Below are 25,828 nucleotides of genomic sequence, written 5' to 3'. Positions count from 1 at the left end.
AAATAAACTAATAGAAAAAACCGGGCTTCCACGATGGAAACCCGGTTTACTGTTTATTTTTTTCGAACCTTATAAAGAACAAACAGCAGTATAAACCATAACGGTGTTAACAGCAGTGATGTTCTCGTTGATTCGGAAATACCCATAATGACTAGTAAAAATAAGAAGAATGCCAATACTAAATAGTTGATGAAGGGTGTTAATGGCGCTTTGAAAACTGAAGTTTTATGTAATTCCGGATGACGCTTTTTGTATATGATATGCGAAATCAGAATAATGCTCCAAACCCAAATAAAACAAATCGCACTAATTGTTGTCACGATACTGAATGCATCGTCCGGCATGAAGTAGCTAAGCAATGCCCCAATCGAAACTACGACTGCAGAAAATATCAGACCATTTTGCGGCACTGCATTTTTGTTTAATTTACCGTATGCTTTTGGTGCTTGTTTATTATTACTTAAACTGTACAGCATACGGCTCGTTGAGAACATCCCGCTATTTCCTGCAGAAGCAGCTGATGTCAGCACAACAAAGTTAATTAAACCTGCTGCAATCGGAATACCTACCAATGCGAAAACCTGAACGAATGGTGAACTTGCAGCGCTTAATGTATCCCAAGGATTGATTGTTAAAATGACGAATAATGCCCCTACATAAAACAGCAGAATACGTACGGGAATTTTATTGATGGCAGATGGGATATTCTTTTTCGGGTTTGCCGTTTCAGCAGCAGCTACCCCTACTAATTCAACCCCAACGAATGCAAAGACAACCATCTGGAACGCCATTAAAAATCCAAATGCCCCATTCGGGAATAACCCTCCGTGCTCCCATAGGTTCGATACGGCAACTTTTCCTGTATCTGTTTCAAAACCAATGATCAACAATATAATTCCAATTGCAATCAATGCAACAATTGTGATGATTTTTATCAACGCAAACCAAAACTCCAGCTCTCCGAACAGTTTGACCGTCAATAAATTCAAAATTAGTAAAACTACTAAACATGCGATAGCCGGTACCCATTGCGGTATATCGAACCAGTATTGCGTGTACATGCCGACAGCGATTATATCCGCCATTGCCGTCATAACCCAGCAGAACCAGTATGTCCAGCCGGTAATATAGCCTGCCCAATCCCCTAAGTATTCAGTGGCGAACTCGGTAAACGATGCATAGCCGCCTTTTGATAAAAGCATTTCGCCAAGTGCACGCATGACGAAAAATAGTGCGATACCAACGATTAAATATGCAAAGATAATAGAAGGTCCTGCAAGTGAGATCGCTTTACCTGACCCTAAAAACAACCCCGTTCCGATTGTTCCTCCAATCGCTATTAACTGAACGTGTCGATTTTTCAGATCGCGCTTTAATTCTTGTTGTTCCAAAACGATTCCTCCAAAGGATAAGTATTTTGTCTGTTTACACAGCGCAAAATAATAAGTACTTCATCGCGGTCCATCAAGTAATTTTTTCTGGAAAATTAAAACAGGGACTGATTATGTGCCAGTCCCTGTGTCTAAGAATAATCGATCTCGCCTCTGCGAAATCGCGTCCAGATTCCAAAAAAATCTGTGACATCTATCGAGGGCTTTTCTTTTTCAAACAGTGGATGCTACATACACCAATTTTTAAGGAAAAGCGTCTCTCATTACTCTTCTGTCCTTTTGCCTGAGATTATGAACCCTTCGGCGACGCGGTATACGCGCTCTCTCCAGAAACTGCTCCCGCCAGTAGTTTTATCCACGACGATCAACGCTTGATATGTATGCAATTAGTTGCCTATAGGTCATCTGGCATCTTCCAGTTTCCTATAGCTCGCGTTCAATACTATTATTGTACGATAATCATACTATCAATTTTCTGCCCGCCTTACAATGGATAATAGTAGTCAGTTATTATGTAAATAGCAATTTAACCTTATTCCCAACATAATGTTTTCATCTTGCAGAAGATTCATGACTAAAAAAATATTACACCGAAAATTCAATATTTTCAGTGTAATATTTCATATAGAGGAATTGGTAGCCCCTCGTAATTCTGTTTTCGTTTACTGCAGTTTTTCCTGTACTGTTGAATCTTCTTCGTATGTTGTTCGATTGATATCGATCAGCTTACCTTTTGTTGTGTTTGTCTTTTTCATTTTGACAACATACGTATTGTCTATAGCAATTTCTGTGCAGGCGATGTCTTTCTCGCGAATATTTTCAGGGTAATTTAAAGTAATAACTAATGTATCCCCGTCTTTTTCGATTTTTTCAATTTCTCTTCCACAGCCATCTGAATACCCTGTGACAAACAGCACTTCTTCTGTTTCAAAATCGATGGGCGGAATCGATTCAAAACCAAAAATATCGGCCCACGTCGTATAAAGCTTTTCATCCTGCACGATTGAAATACTCGTACCAACTTCAGGGGGAATCGAATCTAATTGAAACAGTAATTCATATTCAACTTGATTTTCTTCCTGAACAGGGTCGGTCGAATTGGATGAGGTTTCTTGATCTTTCGTATTACATGCTGCAAGTAGAAAAATCAGTCCCATGACAAGCATGCAACTAAAACATTTTTTCAATGTCCATCACCTCGTTTCTTACATAATTAGTCGGATGAAAAATAAAAAAGTTTCGATTTCCCCACATTTTATCTGTTACTATTGGTTAATTTAAACTTACAAGATTATGTTAAATAAACTAATAATTCAGCAAGTAAGCTTTTATCATAAAATGGCGTATAATGTAGTTGTTTATCCAACTATTACACCATTCTCTTGGAGGGTTTGTACAAATGAGTACACGTATTGAAAAAGACTTTTTAGGCACATTAGAAATCCCAAAGGACGTTTATTACGGCGTTCAAACAACTCGTGCATTAGAAAATTTCCCGATTACTAAAATGACAATGCACCCTGAATTAATTCGTGCATTTGCCATCGTAAAGAAAAGTTCGGCACTTGCAAATGCCGCTATCGGTAAATTGGACCCGGTAATTGCCAATGCAATTGCACAAGCATCCGATGACATTATTTCAGGACTATTACATGACCAGTTTGTTGTAGATCCAATTCAGGGCGGAGCAGGCACTTCAATGAACATGAATGCCAATGAAGTAATTGCTAACCGTGCACTGGAAATTTTAGGGGAAGAAAAAGGTACTTATTCAATCATTAGTCCTAACAGCCATGTCAATATGGCGCAGTCAACAAATGATGCATTCCCATCGGCTATCCATATCGCAACAGTTTCTACATTAGATAATCTAATTATTGCAATGGAAATGATGCGTGATAGCTTTATCAAAAAATCAGTAGAATTCGATTCAATCGTTAAAATGGGACGTACGCATTTACAAGATGCTGTACCCGTTCGTTTAGGTCAAGAATTTGGTGCCTACGCTGCCGTTGTTTCTCGTGATATTGCTCGAATCAAAAAAGCGCAGCAGACAATGCTGCAAATCAATATTGGCGCAACTGCAATCGGTACAGGCTTAAATGCAGATCCAGAATATATGAAATTAGCTGTGGAAAACATTGCGGTTTACAGTGGCTTCCCGTTCATTAAAGTAGACAATTTAATCGACGGTACACAAAATACCGATACGTATGCAGAAGTATCATCAATGCTAAAAATCGCTATGATGAATATGTCGAAAATCTGTAATGACCTACGCTTAATGGCATCAGGTCCAAAAGCCGGATTTGCAGAAATTCGCTTACCGGAACGCCAGCCAGGTTCTTCTATTATGCCAGGTAAAGTAAACCCGGTTATGCCGGAAGTAATTAACCAAATTGCTTTCCAAGTGATCGGTAACGACGTGACAATCTCACTTGCATCAGAAGCAGGTCAATTTGAGCTTAACGTAATGGAACCAGTTCTAGTATTTAATCTGCTTCAGTCGATTGAAATTATGACGAACGGTTTCACAGTATTTACAAAATACTGCCTGGATCATATCGAAGCGAATGAAGCGCGTCTGCATGATTTTGTTGAGCGTTCAATCGGTGTTATTACTGCACTGGCTCCACATTTAGGGTATGAGCGTTCAAGTCAAATTGCGCGTGAAGCATTGCATAGCGGCAAATCTGTACGCGAACTTTGCTTAATGTACAATTATTTCACACTTGAGCAGCTTGATATTATCTTAAATCCATTCGAATTAACGCAACCCGGTATTGCTGGTGAACGTGCATTTGAAAAACAATAATAAAAGCTAAAACGAAAGCTCCGCCGGGATATTTTCCCTGCGGAGCTTTTTCATTAAATATAGAGCACTTCTTTTGCGAGTGAAATTGCACGCTTGCTAACTTCCAATTTATCGCCGTCCGCATTTAGCTTCACGACTCCATTTGGCTCATCAAAAATGGATTTCAGCTGTGTTTTCGGTTTGACACCGACCATCATCGGCCCTTTTTCGGGCTCACCTGTACGCAGTTTTTCCTGCTCTCGTGTGACACCTTGTTCTTCCCCGATTTTCGGGAAAGCTGTTGTTTGTTGCTGTAAATTTCGGGGACGTGTCTGGTTATTTAAACTTGAACTCCCTGTGCCAACAGAACGTATCATGAATGATCCCCCTTCAATTATCTTTTCTTACTCTTTCGTATATCAATATCCGCGTAGATTTCAACTTCCAGTAGTGCCTGATTCGCGAGCTGATCTGCTTCACCGTTTAGTTTGCGGTCAATATGTTGATATTCCGGACGAATGCCAAGCTTCTGAAGCTTCGCATCGATTTTATCTGCCCACGTTGACAGAACACTATCCGTTACGCCCCATTCGCCGTTCATTTCATTAATGACGACTTGCGAATCACCGTAAATCTTTATTTTTTGGTGATGCACGCCCATCTCCTCAAGCTGCTCTACAGCAAGATTCAGTGCCGCATATTCCGCTTCATTGTTTGATGTTAAATACTCCGCCAGCTGATTCGTCCGCAAGCGATAGTTTTTTCCGTTCTGTTTATAATAGACGACTATCCCTAAACCGGCCAGCTTTTCTTCTCTATTAAAACCGCCATCAAAATAGACTTCCACTTCGGTAGGTTCTGTTTCGAGAGATTTCAAATATTTTTTTAGCTCTTTTAAAGTCCATGTACTGTCATGTTCATCTGTCATCACAATATTTTTTGTACGGCCCGTGTTTTCCATATCCAGTACGAGCGTATAGGCATGCGCTGCAGGAATTGCCTCACTTCGCCATGTAATTTCCTGCTTAGCCTTTGTGATATATTGCCATTCAATCGTCAATTCCAATCGGCTCTCCCCTTCCATTTGTCGTCTGCTTCAAATCTTCTTTATAAAACCAGTTAATACACAATGTACTAACCATTATGCCAACTATAAACGGTGGTGATACAAAAAATAAAAAATACGCGCTGCCGACCGGTGCTTTCATAAAGTATCCGAATACGATTGGCTGCAGAATACAAAAAATAAAGCTTGTTAAGTAAAGTGCCCGTTTGCTGTAATTTTTACGCATGAAGTACAGCACATAATACCAGGGAATCACGACAAAAAAATAAATCGGCAAAACATAAATAATGATGGACATGGCCGTACCAAATGTGATCGATTCATTTATATAAGGCAATGAAAATGCAATAAAAACCATGACCGCCATGACATAAGGTAAAAAACCGGTTAAAATGATTTGCCAACTCTTCATCACATTCCCCCTATTTCCAATCATTATACCAAACACTATTTGCCTATACAAAATTTGCATTTACGGGTATAGTACAGGGGGTGATAAAATGAAGGTAAAATTTTATGAAAATAATGAAAAACGCGTACTAGGCATTACATTAAAAGATCCAGCATTAGCCGAGGACAACAATATGGCACTCCATGTTTGCAAAAACGAAGCTGATATTATCGAAAACCGCCAACAGCTTGCCTCACTGCTGCAAACCAAATTATCAGAGTTTGTATGCGCCAATCAAACACATAGTGCCAACTTCTTTCGTGTGGAAAAATCGGAAATCGGCAAAGGAGCAACCGACAATACAACTGCTGTTCATGATACCGACGCATTGTATACGTACGAACCGAACGTTGTGATCTCAAGCTTTACCGCAGATTGTGTACCGGTCTTATTTTATAATGAAAAAACAAATGTCATCGGGGCTGTGCACTCTGGATGGCAAGGGACGATTAAAGAAATTACATTAAAGTTGCTTCAACATTTACAACAAGAGGAAAATTGCGATTTACGTGATTTAAAAGTAATGATCGGGCCAGCAATCAGCCAAGAGAAATTCGAAGTGGATGCCGATGTCCAGGAAAAATTCAAAGCACTCGGCTATGCGGACGAATTTATGTACTGGAATGAAGAAACGAGCAAATTCCATATCGACAACCAGTTGACCGTGAAAACACAGTGCATGCTTGCAGGTGTGCCTGAAGAAAACATATCGATTGACCGAATGTGCACATTTTTGGATGAGGACGGATTCTCCCATCGCCAAGACCGCTCAACCGGCAGGCACTTGAGCTTTATTATGCGAAAAGAATAGATTTCGTTAATTAGTGTGAGAAAAGGAATACCTAACATTCAGTAGGTATTCCTTTTTTCATGAGTCTAAAACCGGCGGCATAATCATGGTGCTACAAGTTCAACCTTGATTCTATCCGGATCTTCAAAAAAAACAGCGTAATAATTTTCCCCTCCTGCATAGGGATGTTTATCAGTATAAAGGATATTAACACCTTTACTTGCTAACTTTCTTGTCATCTCATCTACTTGTTGACGCGAACTTGCATGGAAAGCCAAATGATTTAGACCTACCCGGCATCTATGATAAGGAATATCCATAAACCGTTCTTCTGCTTGCACGAAAACGATATAGGTCTCTCCGATTTTCCAACTCTGTCCACTTTCCCACGATTGATAAGATTCATATCCCAATTCTTCTAACAACCATCCCCAAAAGTTAATGGAAGTTTTTAAATCTGAAACATATAATTCGATATGATGAATAAGCCCTTTTGACAATGTAATCCTTCCTTCCTATCTACCAAATAATCCTAATCGATATTTTAGATGAGGTACGTTTTTGTATAGTTTTTGTAATAACAAGAATTTCTGATCATACTTCATTTTTACACTCTCTATTGCAGCTGGGTATTCACTCTCTTAATTATTTTATTCTCTATACCTTAACATAAATAACCATTTTATATTATTCATACTGACAGAATGGAATCATTCGTCGAACAGGTTTTCATTTATACATTGTAATACGATGTACATTGGATTAATATGTATTTAAAGGCGGTGATTGTAAAAAATGGAGAAAGAAATGATGAAAGGGAGTATCGATATTTTACTTTTATCACTATTGGCAGAACAGGATCGATACGGCTATGAAATGACAAAGCAGCTTCGCGTTTTAAGCGATGAAGCCTATTCGATGAATGAAGGAACGTTATATCCAGCATTAAAGCGTTTAGAACAGCATCGTTTTGTGACGAGTTACTGGCAAGATGAAACTTCCGGAAAACGCCGGAAATACTATGCCATTACGGATATTGGACGCGAACAATTAAAGCAAAAGTTATCAAGCTGGGAGCAGTTGACCCGTTTAATCAAACGAACGGCAGGTGGATTGTATGGAAGTCGTTAAACAATATGTTGAAAAAATTATAGCGAATTTGCCAATCCATGATGATGAACGGGCATTGATGAAAGAAGAATTTGAAAATCATATTTTGGAACATATCGATGAATTACGAATGGTTGGCTATTCAGAACAACAAGCCATTCAACTCGCTATAAAGTCGTTCGGTGAAGCGAATCACATTGAAAGAGAAATGAAGAAAGTATTGTTTCCGCATTATAAATGGATCCGCTTTTGTGCGGCGATTATATTTACGACGTTTACACTATGTTTGAGCTCCCACTTTATTACAAAATGGCTGGAGCCACGTAACGACTCACCTATTTCCACCGATGTAGTTTTGACGCTGCTTTTTATCTGTACAGTCGTTTTCGGAATATGGGAGCTATTATACAACGAAGCGAAAAAGGCCTACAAAACAAAATGGCTGAATGTGGCCACGATTTTTATCGTACCGACATTCGTCTATGAAATGATTGTCTTTTGGCAATTCCAGCCGAATACATTAGAGGACTGGTTACTTCACGATGAACTGTTAATTCCACTATATGTAATCTTTTACGTTGTAGGGCGCCAATTATATACGTATAGTATAGGCGAAAAAAATTAGGAGGTAAAAGGCCTTGGGAGTCGCATTATTAATCATAGTTATTGTCGCAGCAACTGGCCGGGTGTTAACAAAAAATCAATCTAAAAGAAGAAATCGGATTGTATGGGGTATCCTGGTCATGATTGTGTTAAACCCGTTTGTTTCTTGGCTAATTGGTATTTGTTTCGCAATTTTTGCCGGGGAAGGCTTTGCAGGAATGGGCGTGATGGTCATATTGTTTATTGCCATGTTTTTCATTGGGGCTTGTATTTTGGTAAGTGGCCTGTTAACAAAGGTAGATATTTAACAAGCGTCTCCAAAATAGGAGACGCTTGTTTGGTATGATTAAAATGGTAGTGACTTATTACAGGTTTTCAATTTTTTCGACATCTGCTGCAGTTAATTCGAAATCAAATAGATCCAAATTTGCTGCCTGATTCAAACGGTTGTGTGATTTCGGAATAACGACAACACCGCGCTGGATTTGGTATTTCAATAAAACTTGTGCACCCGATTTATCATAGGCTTTACCGATTTCATCCAATACTTCTTGTTGATGCGCTTCAGTTTTCATCGGTCCCCATGCAACAGGTGTAATGCCCTCGTCTTGTAATAAAGCAAGAAGGTCTTCGTTCTTTTCTTTTAAGTTGATTTGTATTTGATTAACGGCTGGCTTCACTTTCGCGAATTCTTTCAATTCATCCAGATGATTTTTTCTAAAGTTTGAAACGCCAATTGCTTTCAGTTTTCCTGCTTCGTAATATTCTTCAAAAACTTCCCAAGTGTTTTTAAGCTGTTCCTTGTCCTCGATTGGTGCATGAATCAGAAGCAGGTCCAAATAGTCTGTTTGGAAATTTTTTAGACTGTTATCGATTGCTGCTCGAGTCGACTCCTTTGAAGAAACATATTCTTCTCTCGCCGGTATTTTCGTTGTAATGAACAACTCTTCTCTCGGTACTGAACTTTCTGCTAATATTCCCCCTACAAGCTCTTCGTTTCTATAACTAATCGCAGCATCTATTAATCGATATCCTAACTCAAGTGCTGTTACGAGCTCAGGAATTTCATTTGTTAATACTCCGTTATAGTCCTTATTTTCTTTACCATACGTATTTGTACCTGTACCAACAATCGGCATTTTTATTCCATTATTAAGTGTGATGTATTCCATATTTTTGGTACTCCCCTTTTATACTTAAATTATTTTACTGATTAAGTATATCATAACAAAATATAGAATCTTCAGAAATCGATCCGGTAGACATAAATCGTACTCAAATAAAAAGGAGCACTGTTCCCTGTCGGAAGCGCGCTCAATTGTTGGTGATGTGCCTGCATCAATTCTCCCACTTAAGGTTCTTCAGTTACTTTCCTTAATTGCTTTCTTCGGATGGCATACACTACTATCAGTAAAAGAGGTAAGACTATACCAATTGTATAGGAGAATATTAAACCTATTGTAGTATTCCACCGCTGCTGGTAAATGACATCCGGGAAAATTACAATCGAAATGACTACCGCAATGATTCCAAAAGGGATCGTTAACGGGCGGTAATCCTTTAAATTGAATATTTGCGAAAATCCTAAAACAGTAACATAAAAATAAATGGTAGCCTTATAATAAAGTGCGATAATCCAAAGTGTGCCCATTAATGCCTCAATCCGTTGTATAAATTCACCGACATTAATTCTTTTGGCCAATACATAGCCAGGATACAGCTCTATTCCAGTATTATAAGCCCCTAATACTGCTACACATAAAAATGTAAAAATAATAATGACAATTCCACCTAATAAGTTCCCGATCAAAAAGAATTTTTTAGCTTTAAGACCTGTGTTGATAAAGGCAGGAAAAATCATTAATAACACTATAGCATTGACCGAAGTTACTTCTATAAAAGATAAGGATGTTTGTACAATTTTTTTAGGTTCGGCTTCAAATACTGGTTGCAAGTTATCCAAATTTACTTGCGGAGAAATGAAAAATACTAAAAAAGAAAAAATATTAAGCAAAAAAGAATTAATACTTCTGCAGAACGTGCAATTGTTTCTAATCCTAATCGGACGCCCATCACAATAATAATTGCCAATAGGATATTTAGCGCGACCATTGGCGTATTTGGCATTAAATGAGTGTTCAAAAAGGTCCCTGAATAAAATAGTAGGATTGCGGTATAGATAAAAGACATGAACACAAATAAAAGTGAGGCAGCTTTCCCTAGCCAGCGCCCCAGAACCTTTTCCATCATTTGAACAAAAGTGAGGTTCGGAAACCATTGTGCGATTAAGCAGAATAACCATATTACGATTAATCCAATTGCTGTGCCGAGGGTTGCAACAATCCAAGCATCTTGTTTTGTTGCGGAAGCTAAAAATGACGGAACAATTAAGATACTTGTACCAACTGAAAACAACACGACTAAAACCATAAATTGATATGGATTTATTTTAATATCCTGCATCATGCCTTACCCGCCTTCCACTGAGGGATCTTTTGAACAAACAACTCTTTTTCAAGCACTCCTTTTATTTTTACATGGCGATTAGTCCTTAAGCTTTTCTAAAAATGAACTATTCACCGTCCCTGTAAGGCGAATTTTCATATCTACTTTAACGTTCACTGTTAAGTCAGAAAATTCCTCGTCCCAATTTTCTTTTATCTTATTCCACTCTTCCGGGTTGGCGCGATGGATAGCTTCACCAAATCCAAATATGTCTGATTGGTATTCTTCTTGTAGCACATCGATTGTCTCATTTATTATTCTTGTCGCTTCTTTTTCATAATTTTTCTCAAGCTCCTGTATGGTTTCCGGATTCTTTAAATCAATTTTACATCTAACTTCGCCTACCTTCCCCTCGGCTTTCGTATGGATATTTACTTCGGGTTTTCCATGGACTATATTTCCCTCGACTTTAGAATGGAAGTTAGTCACTTCAATGGTAGATTTCCCTTCGTTAGGACAAGATATTGATGTTACGGTTGATTTAACTGTATTGGTTATACCGCTATACCCCCTACTATCTTGTTCAGTTAACCAGCCCATCAGCCGATCTTCTTTAAATACGGCTAAATTATCATATTGGATTTGAGCAGGCTTAGAAATGGATTCTATATTCTGTTGAGTGGATCCTATTTGTTTATTGCCTGTCAACTGAATCCCCGTTAATACAGCTTCTTTTCCGTCACTTATAAGATTGACTATCAATTCATCTAAAGTAACACCAGTCGTACCTGCCCAAGCCTTTTCCGATACTTTTAGACCTGCAAACATCTTACTGGCAGGTATGCTTTCCAAATCTGTTGTGACATTCAGAATTTCTCTGGCGGTTACATCCTTAGCAACAACAACATAGAAGTCAGGTCGAAGTTCCCAATCCCTAGCGAGTAAATCCAAAGATTCACCTATTCCTTCCTTAGCCAATTCTTCACCAATGATCAGCATTTGAAGGTGTCCGGGATATATTTTCCTAGGCGAGACTTTTGTCATTCTACGAAGTGCTTCATAAACTGTTTCCCCATTCTCTGTAAAAAGTGTGACTGTTGCACCCCCTGTCCCGTCTTTCATGGAAACGGCAGAAGGTACTACTACTTGTGCGGTTACCTCGTATTCATCTTCACCCTCCACTTTATCAATACCCAATGCCAGTGTAATTGCGAGCTCGTTTAACTCCCTCTTATCCCAGCACCCCGTAAGAATGAAATTAAGGATTATGAGAATAATCATGTACTTTTTCAACATTTAAGTCCCTTTCATTCCTTATTTTTTGGTGGTGCTGGCTTTGCAGAGGATGGATTTTGTTGCCTAACTCTATTTTTTTGACTGATTAGATGGGGTCGAGTCAACAAGCTCCAGAGCGGAAATACAATAAACGTATCCTTTTGATCGGAAACATTAAATGGTGCAACCGGTGACATATAAGGTATCCCAAACGAGCGTAAACTGCATAAATGTAAAATTAGAGCGATTAATCCAATAGTAATTCCATAGAGACCAAATGATGCTGCTAAAGCCATAAATGCAAAGCGGAGTATCCTTGTAGCAATCGCCATATCGTAAGAAGGTGAAACAAAACTGGATATGGCCGTAATTGAAACGATGATTACCATCATGGCTGAAATTATTCCTGCTTCCACAGCCGCTGTACCTATAACAAATGCCCCAACAATGGACATTGCTGAACCAATCGCACGAGGCATCCTAACACCAGCTTCGCGTAATATTTCAAACGTTATTTCCATTATTAGTGCCTCAACAAATGCCGGAAACGGAACACCTTCTCGCTGAGCTGCAAGACTGATAAGGAGTGCAGGTGGTAGCATCGTTTGATGAAACGTCGTGATTGCAATAAATAATGCAGGTGCCAGCAATGTAATTGTAAATGATAAAAAACGTAGGAGCCGAACAAGACTCCCTATAAGCGTCCGAACATAGTAGTCTTCCGGAGATTGAAAAAACTGTATGAATAATGCTGGAACAATCAGCACAAAGGGTGTTCCATCTACAATGATCGCTATGCGCCCCTCAAGTAGTGCAGCTGCTACTACATCCGGTCTTTCTGTATTAAAGACAGTAGGAAAAGGTGTATATGGCGTATCCTGAATTAATTCCTCGATATTTCCGCTTTCCAGAATTCCATCGATCATTATTCGATCCAAACGTAAATTGACTTCTTTTACTATTTCGTCATTTGCAATGCCGTTGATATAGGCTATGGCAACATTTGTTTTCGTTCGTGAACCAATCTTCTTTGACTCAATCCAAAAGTTAGGATCTTTAATTTTCCTACGGATTAGCGCTGTATTGACACGTAAATTTTCGGTAAAACCTTCACGCGGACCCCTAACTACTGTCTGGGCCACTGGTTCCGTTACCCCACGCTCGACCCATTGCCTGTTGGAAATAGTTAAGCCATGATTATAGCCATCGATTAAAATAATCGTATCCCCTGACAAAAGGTCCGTAAATAGTACATCAAAGTCTGCTATTTCTTTAATATCCCCTACTGTCATGGCGACATCTTTTAATACGGTGATAAGATTTTTCTGAGGAAGAGTCTTTCCCAGTAATTCAATTTCCTTTATATCCAGCATCAGCGTTTCAAGTATAAAGTTTTGTAAAGAAGCTGTATCGGTTAATCCGTCCGTATATATAATACCTGCTTTTATCGTTCCTTCTTTACCAATTAGAATTTCGCGAATAACAATATCCGAACTGGTTCCAAGAGCATCTTTTATAAATTGTAAGTTCTGTTGAAGATTTGTTTTTATCAGATCATTTTCAATGTCATCCACTTCCTGAATCTGAGTAGCGGGAGAGGAACTAACTTCACGAAATTTTTCCTTTTTCTTAAACCACATCGTATCCCTCTCCTCTTCTTCATTCAACTATCCATATTACCATTTGGTAATTTATGGTATTTATATAAATCAAGTCTATATTAAAGTATGGACGAATTGGTTTTTTTTATACGAATAATACAACAGCAAGGGGGTTATAAACGAAGCCAAAGTATGTTCTCGTGCTCGATAACTGCGTACCGTCCATTTAAAAACAGTTCAAATGAACCCGAAATGTAATTTACTGTTCATCCCCCGTTCATATTCAATTTATAAACTATGGATGTAAAGAACAGATCGGAGGAAAGTAAAAATGAATATTGCGTGGAAAGAAATCAAGAAAAATAAAGTGAGATTTTTAATTTTAGGTTCCATTATTTTTCTCGTTAGTTTATTAACATTTATAATATCTGGTTTGGCAAATGGATTATCGCAAGACAATGCTTCTTTAATTCAAGATTTACCAAATGGTCAATTTTATATGAATAAAGATGGAGACGAAACTTATAATCTGTCAAAAATAGATAGTAGTATACAGGATAAAATAATAAACAACGAAAAAGATGCTGTGGCATTTTCAATTCAAATGGGTTTCTTAACGAACAAAACTGACAAACAACAGAGTGTAGCCTTTGTTACATCCACTGATTCAGAACTATTTGAGAAGGTGGAAGATGGGGAGATTATATTAGATCGCTCAATGGAGGACAAAGGGATAAAGGTCGGAGATACGTTAACGAATAATCAATTCAGTGGCGAATTTAAAGTAAAGGGTTTTGTCGACCAAAAGAAATTCAGTCATGCCCCGGTTGCATTTATAAACACTAAAAATTTCCAGGAAATGTATCGGGTTATGGAAATGCAACTGATATTTATACCGGGAGGAGATTCTTCACAACAATTCGCAGGCTTGCAATCCTTTACGAACAAGGATTTCCTCAATACCATTCCAAGCTATAATGCAGAACAGATGTCATTAAATATGATTGTTTGGTTTTTAGTTGTAATTAGCGGAATGTTATTTGCCATCTTTTTTTACATGATGAATATTCAAAAAGTCGGTTTATATGGGATTTTAAAGGCAATCGGTATGAAAACAAGCAAGCTGTTCAAAATCATGTGGTCACAAATGCTCTTTATAACGGTCGTTTCGCTTATATTGTCCATTTCTTTCAGCCAAGTATTTAATATGATTGCACCTGAGGGAATGCCTTTTCATTTAACATTTGAAAAAACCGCCCAATTATCTATAGTTTTCCTGCTAATCGGTTTTATCGGAGCTACACTCTCTGGAATACAAATCAAAAAAATCGAACCATTACATGCGATACAACAAGGAGAGGCTTAATATGACAATATTCACACTAGAAGATGTTAGGAAAACATTTGTTACTGGTGAAGTAGAGGAAGAAATACTAAAAGGAATCAACCTTACGCTTAAAGAGGGAGAGGTAACAGCATTAGTAGGTGCATCAGGTTCTGGTAAAAGTACGCTCCTTACTATAGCTGCAGGATTACAACCTGTATCTGATGGGCAAGTTATATTCGATGGAAATAATATGACTGCCATGAGTTCTGAACAGGTTCGAAAAATTCGGGCTAGCAAATTTGGCTTTGTCTTTCAATTTGCTCATCTTGTTCCTTTTCTCACAGTTGAAGAGCAGTTAATGTTAATGCTGGATGTTTCTGAATCAAACTTAAGCAAACAGGAAAAACATGCAGAAGTTAATAACATTCTACAACTAGTTGAAATGAATCATAGGAAGCATGCTTACCCCTCTTCCTTATCGGGGGGAGAAAAACAACGGATCGCCATTGCCCGAGCAATCATCCATAAACCGAAAGTTCTCTTTGCAGATGAACCAACTGCCAGTCTTGATTCAAGGAAGTCCAGAGATGTTATGCTGTTAATTCAAGATTTAACTAAAACGTTGAATATTGCTACATTAATGGTTACCCATGATGAGGAATTGCTTTTATATGTAGACCATGTGATTAAAATGAGTGATGGAATGGTTTTGCAAAGTGAAAAGTAGATTCTAATAGATGAATTATGTGACAGAACATAAATGAACAGCCTGGACGTGTATGGCTGTTCATTTGTTAGTTCATTAAATAGACGAAATTTCTATAAAACAGGAGAAAATAGAATGACAACAATTTTAATTGTAGATGACGATATCAATATATTACAGCTTGTAAACATCCACTTGTCCGAAGCAGGTTTCAAAGTTTTCCAAGCAAAAGATGGGACTGAAGCATTAGGGATTCTTAATCGAGAAGTATGTGATTTAGCAGTAGTGGATGTAATGATGCCTTTTATGGATGGTTATGCCCTAACAAGGGTGATTCGAAAAAAATACGATATTCCCGTTATCCTTTTAACTGCCAAAAATCAAATTGAAGATAAAGAAATAGGATATAAATCTGGTACGGATGATTATCTAGTCAAGCCGTTTGAACCAAAAGAATTAAATTTTAGAATTGAAGCCTTACTGCGTCGATACGATAAGCATTCCGATGAATCGATTATTCGTTTAGGAAGTACAACTATTAATAAAAAAAGCTATGAGGTTCAGATTGGTGACCGGACGATTCTCTTACCCTTAAAGGAATTCGAACTCCTGTATTTCCTTGCTTTAAATCCTATGCAAGTATTTTCTCGTGATCACCTAATCGAACATATATGGGGTGTCGATTACGAAGGAGATGAACGGACAGTAGATGTTCATGTAAAACGATTAAGAGAACGTTTTTCTAAATTGACAGATGATTTTCATATTAAAACAGTACGTGGGGTTGGCTATTCATTGGAGGCAATCAGAAGATGAGATCTCTTTATGTGAAGTTTGTTGTGTTCACGATTGGAATTATGATTTTTAGTGGAATATTAGCTTTTTTAATCTCGAATATGTATTATCAGCAAAAATTAAAACCATTTAATGACCAGAAAAACACAACAATTGCATTAAACATTGCTGAATTTACCGGGAACCAACCTGATTTAAATCTAAAAGATTATTTTGAAAACATTTCGTCAATTGGTTATCAAATTTTCCTCGTTGACAATTCCGGTAATGAATTTTATTTTGGTGCACCCTTTAGGGAAAAGACATTGTCTCATTCCACCAAAGAACAAGTAATAAACGGTGATATTTTTCATGGTATTCTAAATTTTCCACGGGAGACATTTGTCACAGGATTTTTTGCAAACGAATTGAAAAATACGATTGGTGTTCCATTGACACATAACGGGAAAAAGTATGCGCTTTTCATTAGACCGGATATTAAGCTACTGTTTAACGAAATGCATATTTTATTCGGATGGCTGCTGGCTTTGGCGATTATGCTGAGTATCATAATGGTCATTTTTATAACTAAATATTTAGTTCATCCAATTTCAAAACTTACATCTGCAACAAAATCACTCTCAAACGGAAATTACAATGTCGATCTTGATACTACCCGTCATGATGAATTAGGTGAACTTTCACTTAGTTTTTTACGGATGGCCAGTAAACTGGAGCAGATGGATGAAATGAGGAAAGAGTTTATTTCGAATATCTCTCATGATATCCAGTCACCTTTATCTAATATAAAAGGATATGCAAACCTCTTGAAAAGCGAATCCATGAGTCCGGAAGATAAAAGCAATTATATTTCGATCATCAACGGAGAGATTAAAAGACTGTCTACATTAACAAGACAGCTATTACTTCTTGCTTCGTTAGACCGAGATGAGGATATTATGAAAAGAAAGTCAGTTAATATCGGAAAACAAATTAAGGAACTTATACGGAGCAATCAGTGGCAAATTGGAGAAAAAGGTATAACGCTCGGATTCACATTACCGGATGTAGAAATTACTGGGGATCCGTCCTTACTTAATGCGGTCTGGGACAATCTGTTAACTAATGCCATCAAATATAATAAACCGAATGGCATTATTGAAATATCCATTAAAGAACAAGGAAAATCGGTGTTGGTATTCTTTGAAGATTCGGGTATAGGTTTGAATGATAAAGAGAAAGAAAGAATTTTTGACCGCTTTTATCGAGTAGATACTGCACGGTCGCGTTCAATTGATGGAACAGGACTGGGACTTTCAATAGTTGCCGCTATCGTTACATTACATGGTGGAATCATTCATGTGAATAGTATTGAAACCCAAGGAACGAGCTTTGTCGTAGAATTGCCTGTCAGGTAGTAACAGTAAAAATAGATTGTATCAGACAACTACAATTGCCAAGTGGCAGAAAAAAATCGGCTGGCTTGAGCCCGGTGAAATACCACTTTCAATCCAACCGATTACCTGCCTAATCAAAACTCAAAATTAAAGGGCTCACTATCAATTCATATGTGAATTTGATAGTGAGCCCGCTTCCCTGTTATACATTCCAATCATACCGGATAAAAAAATATTATTTATTGAAAAGATCGGTGCTGTGTGGTAGATGCTTTTTTGCTGACGGATCAATAAACAACCGAGCCGCACTAATGGCAACCGGCGCTTCACCGAAACCAGTTGCAATTAACTTCACTTTTCCATCGTAAGTTGATACATCACCAACAGCATAGATTCCCTCGATATTTGTTTCCATTTTAGAGTTTACAATAATGGAATTTTTCTCGATTTCTAATCCCCACTCCTTGATTGGACCTAATGACGATTTAAATCCATAGTTCACAATTATGTCATCAACCTCAAGTGTTTCTTTATCCCCTTCTGCATTCCGGATGATAATTTGTTTAATGCCGTTTTCATCGCCAAACAACTCATCCGGCATATATGGTGTTTTGATCGCCACACTTGATTTGAACAGATTTTCAACACTGTACTCATGTGCTCGGAATTGATCTCGTCTATGGACAATTGTAACTTTGTCAGCAATAGGTTCAAGCATAAGCGACCAGTCAATAGCTGAGTCTCCTCCGCCGAAAATAACTACATTCTTTCCCTTAAAATCATTTATTTCGCTGATGAAATAATGAAGATTTTTGCCCTCATAGTATTCTGCTCCTTCAACTTCCAACTGTCTTGGCTGGAATGCGCCAAGACCTGCTGTAATAATGATTGTTTTTGAATAATGGATTTCTTCGTTTGTTGTCAGCTTAAATGTTCCGTCATCCAACTTTTTAATCGTTTCGACACTTTGACCAGTTACTACTGTTTGGTCAAACGCTGACATTTGTTCTTTCAGATTATTGACAAGTTCCTGCGCCCGCACCTTCGGAAATCCTGCGATATCATAAATATATTTATCAGGATAAAGAGCAGCAAGCTGCCCACCTAATTGGGGAAGACTTTCAATCAGTTTAACTTCAAGCTGGCGCATGCCGCCGTAGAATGCCGTAAACATCCCCGCAGGACCTCCGCCGATAATCGTGACATCATATACCTTTGAATCTTCCTTCATATTGATGGCTCCTATCATTATTGGTTTATTTCTAATAAAGATGGATTGATTAAAGTCTATTATTTTCAATTCCATTTTACACTTCGATTGTAAGTTTCCACTATAATTATTTTCAAAACCTATACTGTGTATTTATGTTGGTATATTCTTATTAAATTTAAACTTCAAAATGGATCGTCATTCCCTCAATCATCCTGTAAATCTTCTTAGTCCTTTTATGAATGAATAGCCTTCTTTATTCAGGAAGTCGGTATTTTTACAATTTTACACGCTGCAGTCTCAATGCATTCAACACAACCGAAACGGAACTGAATGCCATTGCTGCGCCTGCTACCCAAGGTGCGAGGAAACCGAGTGCAGCGATCGGAATACCGATGACATTGTAGGCAAACGCCCAAAACAGGTTTTGTTTAATATTCGTCATCGTTTTACGGCTCATTAAAATCGCATCGGCAATACTGTTCAAATCTCCGCGAATCAATGTAATATCAGCCGCCTCCATCGCAACATCCGTTCCTGTGCCGATTGCCATCCCAATATCAGCTACCGCAAGGGCAGGTGCGTCATTGATCCCGTCACCAACCATCGCAACATTTCGTCCGTGTTGCTTCAAGTTTTCAATTTGCTGTGCCTTTTGTTCCGGCAGCACTTCAGCAATGACTTCATCAACACCCACTTCTGCTGCAATCGCTTTTGCCGTTCGTTCATTATCACCTGTAAGCATAATCACTTTCAGACCAAGTGCATGCAGACGTCTTACCGCTTCAGCAGATGTTTCTTTCACCGTATCTGCAACGGCAATAATTGCAGCGAATTGGTTGTTAATTGCTACTAGCATCGCCGTTTTCCCTTGCTGTTCCAATGAAATCAATTGCTGTTCGATCGTTTCTTCAATACTAATTTGTCGATCCCGCATCAGTTTTCTCGTACCTACAGCTACTTCTACATTATCCACTTGTGCTTCAATACCAAGCCCTGGTAGTGCCTGGAAGCTTGAAACAGCCGATAGCTTAATCCCGCGCTCTAATACACCTTCAACAATTGCTTCTGCCAATGGGTGCTCAGACTGTTTTTCTGCAGAAGCAACAATGCGCAGGACATTATTTTCTTCTAAATCACTGAACAATACAACATCTGTCAAAACCGGTTTCCCGTTTGTAACCGTCCCTGTTTTATCGACAACGACAGTATCGACAAAACCAGTCTGTTCAAGATGTTCCCCGCCTTTAAATAAAATACCAAACTGTGCCGCACGTCCTGAACCCGCCATAATCGATGTTGGTGTCGCCAAGCCAAGCGCACATGGGCATGCGATGACAAGTACTGCAATTGTCGCCTCAAATGCCTGAATGAATTCTCCTCCGATCAGCCACCACAACATGAACGTCACAACGGCAATTCCTACTACTATCGGTACAAATATATTAGAAATCTTATCGGCAAGACGCTGAATCGGTGCTTTGGAACCTTGTGCCGACTCGACGATTTTAATGATTTGCGACAATGCTGTTTCACTGCCAACCTTTAATGCCTTCATTTCCAGTGCACCATTTTTATTCAGTGTTGCACCATAAACGAAATCGCCTATATTTTTTTCTACCGGCAGACTTTCGCCTGTCAGCATCGATTCATCCACCGCAGAAGTTCCGGAAACGACTTCCCCATCGACTGGAATCTTTTCACCCGGCTTGACGCGGACAATATCATTGATGCGCACTTCTTCAAGTGGTACCGCCTGTTCAACGCCATCACGGATCACAAGCGCTGATTTCGCCTGCATGCCCATCAATTGTTTGATCGCCTGCGAAGACTTGCCTTTTGCACGTGCTTCAAACAGTTTCCCTAATAAAATCAGCGTAATGAGCACCGCGCTCGTTTCAAAATACAAGTGTGGCATATGACCGCTCGGATGTGCGAGCATTTGATAAATACTGTAAAAATAGGCCGCACTCGTTCCCATCACAACGAGCACATCCATGTTTGCCGCACCGCTGCGTAATGATTTGTATGCACCTACGTAAAACTGCCACCCAATAATAAATTGAACGGGTGTTGCTAATGCGAGCTGTACCCAAGGATTCATGAGTATATCAGGCACGTATAAAAAACTCGTAAACGAAAAATGTGCAACCATCGTCCATAACAAAGGCAATGATAAAATGGCCGCCGCGGTAAATTTAATTGTTTGCCGTTGGATCGCCTTTTCCCTATGATCAACCGGATCGCCCTCAACGACTGGCTGTGCACCATAACCGATCTTTTCAATCCGTGCAATAATATCGGACATCGATACTTGAGACGGATTAAATTCTATCGTCGCTTTTTCCAATGCCAAGTTCACATTCGCCGAAGCAATCCCGTCCATTTTCCCGAGTACCTTTTCGATTCTTGCCGAACACGCCGCACACGTCATTCCATCGATTGTAAAGTCGACTTTCTCTTTTACGACATCATAACCGAGCGCTTGGATCTTTTGCTCAATATCCTGTGCTTTGATGACCGTTTCATCATATTGAATCATTGCTTTTTCAACCGCTAAATTGACATTCGCCGATTCGACCCCTTCCATCTTGTTCAGGCCTTTTTCAATTCTTGCCGAACATGCCGCACACGTCATACCTGTTACTTGCAATGTCAGTTCTTTAGTCATGTTCTCACCTCTTTATACCTCAAGGGGGTATGGAATTTTGTAAAAAGAGAGGTTCTCTAAATTAGAGAACCTAAATCATTTGTAAACCTCAATCATTCAACAACGTCATAACCTTGTTCATCAATTGTTTCTTTGATCTGCTCAACAGTAACGGCATCTTCGTTATATGCAACCGATACTTTTTTCTCAGCAAGATCCACTTTTACTTCCTGTACACCAGCTAAAGCGCCAACACTAGTTTCTACAGATTTCACACAATGACCGCAAGACATACCATTCACATTTAACGTTACATTTACCATACTCGAACACTCCTTATTTTTTCATCATTTTTTGAATAGTTACGACAAGCTCGTCCAATACTTCAGTATCGCCTTCATTTAGACGATCCACGACACAGCCTTTTAAATGACCTTCCAGCAAGATCTTCGCGACACTATTTAATGCCGATTGCGTTGCGGATAATTGTGTAATCACATCATCACAATACACATCTTTATCAATCATGCCTTTGATTCCGCGAATTTGCCCTTCGATTCGATTTAATCTTGTCGTTAAATCTTTTTTTATCGGTTCAGGATGATGACTTTTACGACAGCTCACTTCATGAGTTTCCAATAATCCATCATTTTCATGAATCATTCAATCAATCCCCCTTACTTAATTTTACATTACCATACCTACAAGGGGTATGTAAAGCGTTAAGAAAAACGCTGAAGTCCTTGTAAAAAGAACTTCAACGCTATTTTATTTCGTACACACCATAATGAAACTTGGCTGTTAACCGCACATCACGCTGAAACTGGTACTTTTCAAACCAGTCCGATTTATAATGGGCCTTTAACACCACCCGGCTTTTCGCAACACGCTTTGCTTCAGCCACCCATTCATCAGTTAACGTTAAGTGCTTTCCGGCATAACGCAACGCTTCAAAATTTGTCGATTCTTCAATAATTTCCTCGAACATCGGGTCCATGTAGACAACATCAAAGCTGTCATCTTTTTGATTCTTTAAATATTCTAGAGCAGTAGTATGAACAACTTGGATATTTCGCATGCATGCAGTTAACGGAAGTTCTGTCGTGTCATAATTTTGCATCCCAGTTTTCACAATAAATGCGACATTTTGGTCCGCTTCCAAACCAGTTACTTTCCCTTTCTCGCCAACTGCAAAGGTCGCCAATAAACTATCGGCCCCGATGCCAAGAGTGCAATCCAAAAACGTATCCCCTTTTCGAAGTGCACAAGCAGTAAGCAATGGATCATCTTCACCGCGAGCCACACGCTTCAAACGAAAAGCGGCAGAGTTTGGATGAAAAAAGAAAGGCGCCTCAGCACCTTTCGCATAGTATTCGAAACGGTTTTTTCCCGCAACAACGACATTAGCATCGTACACTTCGGAAAGCTTACGAACCGAACGTTTTTGGCGCGGAATAATTTTTGCCTGCAGCACCTGACTTGCGAATTCAGCTAATTGAAGTGATTGCTCGTCCGGTCTACCTGCAGTAGTGACAATTGTTACTCGGCACATACTTGTTTTAACACATCTGATAAATGATCACGAATTTGTTCCATTGGGTGACCTTCGATTTGATCACGTGGAATGAAATAAGCTAATTGACCATCTTTTAAAACTGCCATTGATGGTGAGCTTGGCGGAACTTCATCAAAGTATCCGCGCATTGCTGCAGTCGCTTCAGGATCTTGACCGGCAAATACAGTTACTAGCTGATCTGGTTTCACATCTGCAACTGCTTCACGGGCAGCCGGACGTGCCAAACCTGCAGCACAACCGCAAACAGAATTGATTACAACTAAAGCTGTCCCTTTTGTTTCAGCCATAAATTCATGGACACTATCTGCCGTTGTTAATTGTGTAAAGCCTGCGCTTTCAAGTTCCGTACGCATTGGCTGTGTTACCTGACGCATGTATTCATCATAAGCATTTGTCATTTTTCATAACCTCTTTCTGTTTATATGTATTCACAACGCTCATTATATCAAGGTTGTTAGCAGTTGTACAAAAATTGGATTTCTGGGATTTGCGAATTTTATCCTTCCCGATGTCTCTCCTTAAAATTCATACATTTTAAGTTTAGTCAAATATAAAGCTTTCTATTTAAACATTAATTTTTTGTTTTTTACAAATTATTGAATTTTCCATTTTTAACATGTTTCGACATTTATCTTGTTTAAAATAAGATAGGATTAAACAGTTGTCATTTTATATTAACAAAAGTTTAAAAACTACCAACTATTATTGAAAGGAAATTTATCGATGAAATTTTTACTATTAAAAAAGGTACTAAAATTAAGAATTGAGACAAAAAGAAAAATTATGTACAAAAAAGCAAGGGATTTAGGTTTCACTCACCCGGAAGTCGTCAATTGCAGTCAGGAATTGGATGAATTGCTTAATAAGTATTCGGATATTGCCGCCTTATAAAAGAAGGATTACATAATGCTTCACTTCGTATTATTAACTGGACATAGCTCATTGACTGCCAATGGGCTATGTGCCTGTGTGTATTATATGATCCATGTTTTTATTCATAATAACCCCTTTTTATTCCCCTTAAATTTTAAAAATATGAAAATTCCTTTCCCTAAAAATCCTTATAGTGAACTAACATATTTCCAGCATTCATAAAATGGACATTTACTCTGCTTTGATGGAGGCTTATTTAATTTTAAAGAGGTTATACTCTACGTAAATGGGAATATAATTTTTGTTAGCATTAATTTAGTGAAGTTAGGGGGAATGTAATTGGATATCTCTTTATTACTAGAGTATGGTTGGGTATTATTATTGTTAATTGGCTTAGAAGGTTTGCTTGCAGCAGACAATGCCCTAGTCTTAGCAATTATGGTTAAACATTTACCTGAAAAAGAAAGACGAAAGTCACTATTTTATGGTCTTGCAGGTGCTTTCATTTTCCGGTTCGCTTCTTTATTTATTATAACGTTTCTAGTAGATGTATGGCAGGTTCAGGCTATTGGTGCCGTATATCTATTATTTATAGCAATTAATCACATTGTCAGGAAACTCTATTTTAAAAATAAAGGACCAAAAAAGGAAAAAGAACAGAAAAAATCTGGATTTTGGGGTACGGTTATAAAAGTCGAGTTGGCGGATATTGCATTTGCGGTTGATTCGATATTAGCAGCAGTAGCTCTTGCAATGACACTTCCAAATACGAATTTACCGCAGATTGGTGACATGGATGGCGGAAAGTTCCTCGTAATATTTGCAGGCGGATTAATCGGGTTAATCATCATGAGGTTTGCTGCAAACTTTTTCGTGAAACTTCTTGAATCCAAACCAGGATTAGAAATTGCGGCATTTGTAATAGTGGGATGGGTTGGTGTCAAGCTTGCAGTATTAACTTTAAGTCATCCTGATGTTGGTGTCATTTCTTATGAGTTTGCCCACTCCTTCGAGTGGAAACTGATATTTTATGGAGTGTTAATCGCTATTGCACTAGCTGGATGGTTTTTATCCAATCGCAAAACAACAAAAACCTCAATAGAATAATTTTAACTGAAAATAAGTGGTCCCATTGCTTAAGCCGATCACTAATAAAAAATAACCCTCCACCAATTCAGTGGAGGGTTTTATTCGTTTTGACTTCTCATTATTTAAGGTTTCCTTTCTGATAAGATACATGCTCTTTAATTTGCCCAATCGTGGTTTATTTTTCACATTGGTGTCAAAGATTTTTTCTGCCTCCATTCTATTAGAAACTTTCTGCATCAATTTTAACCACCTCCCTATCTTTATTCTACCATAAATAGTCAGAATATTACACACAATCATCACTTAAAAGATAAGATTTTCCCTTTTTCGATAGAATACCTCCTAGATATTAAGCCTCTAACCCTCGTATTTTTTTATTTACCGGATGTACTGCTAAAATATTATCTATAATAAAATTTCGTTTTGCATGTCGTGTAAAACAATAGGCTTGAGCATAGTCACCAGAGATTTTTATTAATTTAATTCGCCGCTTCGTTATTTTCCGGTCTTTGGCCATATACATAATATCCAAAATCTGATGTTGCCGCATTGCTTTTGTTAATTGATCTTTCATTAATCACACCTCACTCATAACTACATTATAGAACAAACGTTCCCCTTTTGACAATTATCAAAATTACCCATTAAGAGTGAACTCGATGCCATTAACAAATTAAATAAAATCAGCTTACTTTAAGTG

General features: G+C 38.3%; 27 protein-coding genes, 1 pseudogene and 1 riboswitch. Of the genes and pseudogenes, 11 read left to right on the top strand and 17 right to left on the bottom strand.

Annotated features, from left to right (window positions below; all coding sequences use genetic code 11):
• Positions 1–53: 53 nt before the first annotated feature.
• The gene (locus MHH44_RS08705) at positions 54–1,391 is read right to left on the bottom strand and encodes an amino acid permease (protein ID WP_340798318.1); all 1,338 of its coding nucleotides are present in this window, start codon (positions 1,389–1,391) and stop codon (positions 54–56) included.
• A 261-nt stretch (positions 1,392–1,652) separates the two neighbouring features.
• Positions 1,653–1,731: riboswitch (glycine riboswitch) on the bottom strand.
• Between the two features lie 322 nt (positions 1,732–2,053).
• Positions 2,054–2,578, bottom strand: coding sequence for a dehydrogenase (locus MHH44_RS08700; protein ID WP_340798317.1), 525 nt, complete (start codon positions 2,576–2,578; stop codon positions 2,054–2,056).
• Positions 2,579–2,790: 212 nt separating this feature from the next.
• On the opposite strand from MHH44_RS08700, the gene aspA reads away from it, so the two are divergent.
• Positions 2,791–4,206: an aspartate ammonia-lyase gene (gene aspA, locus MHH44_RS08695; RefSeq protein ID WP_008406686.1), complete on the top strand. Its 1,416-nt coding sequence runs from the start codon at positions 2,791–2,793 to the stop codon at positions 4,204–4,206.
• Positions 4,207–4,259: 53 nt separating this feature from the next.
• Here aspA and MHH44_RS08690 read toward each other — a convergent pair whose 3' ends face one another.
• Genes MHH44_RS08690 through MHH44_RS08680 form a run of 3 tightly spaced genes read right to left on the bottom strand, consistent with a single transcriptional unit; the run spans position 4,260 to position 5,663 of the window.
• The gene (locus MHH44_RS08690; RefSeq protein WP_340798316.1) at positions 4,260–4,562 is read right to left on the bottom strand and encodes a DNA primase; all 303 of its coding nucleotides are present in this window, start codon (positions 4,560–4,562) and stop codon (positions 4,260–4,262) included.
• Positions 4,563–4,579: 17 nt separating this feature from the next.
• Positions 4,580–5,251 (bottom strand): DUF771 domain-containing protein, encoded by a 672-nt coding sequence (locus tag MHH44_RS08685; protein ID WP_008406681.1) that lies wholly within the window; start codon positions 5,249–5,251, stop codon positions 4,580–4,582.
• Entirely contained in the window at positions 5,235–5,663 is a 429-nt protein-coding gene (locus MHH44_RS08680) for an ATPase (RefSeq protein WP_340798315.1), read from the bottom strand. The genes MHH44_RS08685 and MHH44_RS08680 overlap by 17 nt, the downstream gene beginning before the upstream one ends.
• 88 nt (positions 5,664–5,751) lie before the next feature.
• Between MHH44_RS08680 and pgeF the strand changes: the two genes are divergently transcribed.
• A complete protein-coding gene (gene pgeF / locus MHH44_RS08675) occupies positions 5,752–6,513 on the top strand; it encodes a peptidoglycan editing factor PgeF (protein WP_340798314.1) in 762 nt (253 codons plus the stop codon).
• Between the two features lie 83 nt (positions 6,514–6,596).
• Here the strand turns inward: pgeF and MHH44_RS08670 are convergent, their stop codons facing one another.
• Positions 6,597–6,992, bottom strand: a complete 396-nt coding sequence (locus MHH44_RS08670) for a VOC family protein (RefSeq protein WP_008406676.1) — start codon at positions 6,990–6,992, stop codon at positions 6,597–6,599.
• A 295-nt stretch (positions 6,993–7,287) separates the two neighbouring features.
• On the opposite strand from MHH44_RS08670, the gene MHH44_RS08665 reads away from it, so the two are divergent.
• From MHH44_RS08665 to MHH44_RS08655, 3 genes are read left to right on the top strand one after another with little or no spacing between them, the layout of a single operon-like run.
• Positions 7,288–7,623, top strand: a complete 336-nt coding sequence (locus MHH44_RS08665; RefSeq protein ID WP_340734998.1) for a PadR family transcriptional regulator — start codon at positions 7,288–7,290, stop codon at positions 7,621–7,623.
• Positions 7,610–8,227: a permease prefix domain 1-containing protein gene (locus MHH44_RS08660; RefSeq protein WP_340798313.1), complete on the top strand. Its 618-nt coding sequence runs from the start codon at positions 7,610–7,612 to the stop codon at positions 8,225–8,227. Before MHH44_RS08665 ends, MHH44_RS08660 begins: the two co-directional genes overlap by 14 nt.
• Positions 8,228–8,240: 13 nt before the next feature.
• A complete protein-coding gene (locus MHH44_RS08655) occupies positions 8,241–8,513 on the top strand; it encodes a hypothetical protein (protein ID WP_340798312.1) in 273 nt (90 codons plus the stop codon).
• Between the two features lie 57 nt (positions 8,514–8,570).
• Here MHH44_RS08655 and MHH44_RS08650 read toward each other — a convergent pair whose 3' ends face one another.
• From MHH44_RS08650 to MHH44_RS08635, 4 genes and pseudogenes are all read right to left on the bottom strand, one after another.
• Entirely contained in the window at positions 8,571–9,377 is an 807-nt protein-coding gene (locus MHH44_RS08650; protein WP_340798311.1) for an aldo/keto reductase, read from the bottom strand.
• A gap of 179 nt (positions 9,378–9,556) precedes the next feature.
• Positions 9,557–10,635, bottom strand: a pseudogene (locus MHH44_RS08645) (GerAB/ArcD/ProY family transporter).
• Between the two features lie 114 nt (positions 10,636–10,749).
• Entirely contained in the window at positions 10,750–11,946 is a 1,197-nt protein-coding gene (locus MHH44_RS08640) for a Ger(x)C family spore germination protein (protein WP_340798310.1), read from the bottom strand.
• Positions 11,947–11,957: 11 nt separating this feature from the next.
• Positions 11,958–13,565, bottom strand: a complete 1,608-nt coding sequence (locus MHH44_RS08635) for a spore germination protein (protein WP_340798309.1) — start codon at positions 13,563–13,565, stop codon at positions 11,958–11,960.
• Positions 13,566–13,857: 292 nt separating this feature from the next.
• On the opposite strand from MHH44_RS08635, the gene MHH44_RS08630 reads away from it, so the two are divergent.
• From MHH44_RS08630 to MHH44_RS08615, 4 genes are all read left to right on the top strand, one after another.
• The gene (locus MHH44_RS08630) at positions 13,858–14,892 is read left to right on the top strand and encodes an ABC transporter permease (protein ID WP_340798308.1); all 1,035 of its coding nucleotides are present in this window, start codon (positions 13,858–13,860) and stop codon (positions 14,890–14,892) included.
• A 1-nt stretch (position 14,893) separates the two neighbouring features.
• Positions 14,894–15,580, top strand: a complete 687-nt coding sequence (locus MHH44_RS08625; protein WP_008406662.1) for an ABC transporter ATP-binding protein — start codon at positions 14,894–14,896, stop codon at positions 15,578–15,580.
• Positions 15,581–15,694: 114 nt separating this feature from the next.
• A complete protein-coding gene (locus MHH44_RS08620; protein ID WP_340798307.1) occupies positions 15,695–16,375 on the top strand; it encodes a response regulator transcription factor in 681 nt (226 codons plus the stop codon).
• A complete protein-coding gene (locus tag MHH44_RS08615; RefSeq protein WP_340798306.1) occupies positions 16,372–17,751 on the top strand; it encodes a sensor histidine kinase in 1,380 nt (459 codons plus the stop codon). Before MHH44_RS08620 ends, MHH44_RS08615 begins: the two co-directional genes overlap by 4 nt.
• 214 nt (positions 17,752–17,965) lie before the next feature.
• Here MHH44_RS08615 and MHH44_RS08610 read toward each other — a convergent pair whose 3' ends face one another.
• The 6 genes from MHH44_RS08610 to MHH44_RS08585 form a co-directional block, all read right to left on the bottom strand.
• The gene (locus MHH44_RS08610) at positions 17,966–18,961 is read right to left on the bottom strand and encodes an NAD(P)/FAD-dependent oxidoreductase (protein ID WP_340798305.1); all 996 of its coding nucleotides are present in this window, start codon (positions 18,959–18,961) and stop codon (positions 17,966–17,968) included.
• Positions 18,962–19,217: 256 nt separating this feature from the next.
• Entirely contained in the window at positions 19,218–21,611 is a 2,394-nt protein-coding gene (locus MHH44_RS08605; protein ID WP_340798304.1) for a heavy metal translocating P-type ATPase, read from the bottom strand.
• Positions 21,612–21,703: 92 nt separating this feature from the next.
• Entirely contained in the window at positions 21,704–21,913 is a 210-nt protein-coding gene (gene copZ / locus MHH44_RS08600) for a copper chaperone CopZ (protein ID WP_340798303.1), read from the bottom strand.
• 13 nt (positions 21,914–21,926) lie between these two features.
• Positions 21,927–22,253: a metal-sensitive transcriptional regulator gene (locus tag MHH44_RS08595; protein WP_008406650.1), complete on the bottom strand. Its 327-nt coding sequence runs from the start codon at positions 22,251–22,253 to the stop codon at positions 21,927–21,929.
• Positions 22,254–22,353: 100 nt separating this feature from the next.
• Complete coding sequence (locus MHH44_RS08590) at positions 22,354–23,142, bottom strand: class I SAM-dependent methyltransferase (RefSeq protein ID WP_340798302.1); 789 nt, start codon at positions 23,140–23,142, stop codon at positions 22,354–22,356.
• A complete protein-coding gene (locus MHH44_RS08585) occupies positions 23,130–23,564 on the bottom strand; it encodes a BrxA/BrxB family bacilliredoxin (RefSeq protein ID WP_008406646.1) in 435 nt (144 codons plus the stop codon). The genes MHH44_RS08590 and MHH44_RS08585 overlap by 13 nt, the downstream gene beginning before the upstream one ends.
• A gap of 325 nt (positions 23,565–23,889) precedes the next feature.
• On the opposite strand from MHH44_RS08585, the gene MHH44_RS08580 reads away from it, so the two are divergent.
• Together MHH44_RS08580 and MHH44_RS08575 are read left to right on the top strand one after the other, a co-directional pair.
• Positions 23,890–24,057, top strand: coding sequence for an aspartyl-phosphate phosphatase Spo0E family protein (locus MHH44_RS08580; RefSeq protein WP_087617627.1), 168 nt, complete (start codon positions 23,890–23,892; stop codon positions 24,055–24,057).
• Between the two features lie 321 nt (positions 24,058–24,378).
• On the top strand, positions 24,379–25,146 hold the full coding sequence (locus MHH44_RS08575) for a TerC family protein (RefSeq protein WP_340798301.1): 768 nt from the start codon (positions 24,379–24,381) through the stop codon (positions 25,144–25,146).
• Between the two features lie 331 nt (positions 25,147–25,477).
• Here the strand turns inward: MHH44_RS08575 and MHH44_RS08570 are convergent, their stop codons facing one another.
• A complete protein-coding gene (locus tag MHH44_RS08570; protein ID WP_008406640.1) occupies positions 25,478–25,702 on the bottom strand; it encodes a transcriptional regulator in 225 nt (74 codons plus the stop codon).
• Positions 25,703–25,828: the final 126 nt, after the last annotated feature.

This window comes from Solibacillus sp. FSL K6-1126, assembly GCF_038003445.1.
Lineage (GTDB): Bacteria > Bacillota > Bacilli > Bacillales_A > Planococcaceae > Solibacillus > Solibacillus silvestris.
The sequence above is the reverse complement of the archived record's forward strand: the minus strand, read 5'-3'. Positions and strand labels throughout refer to the sequence as shown.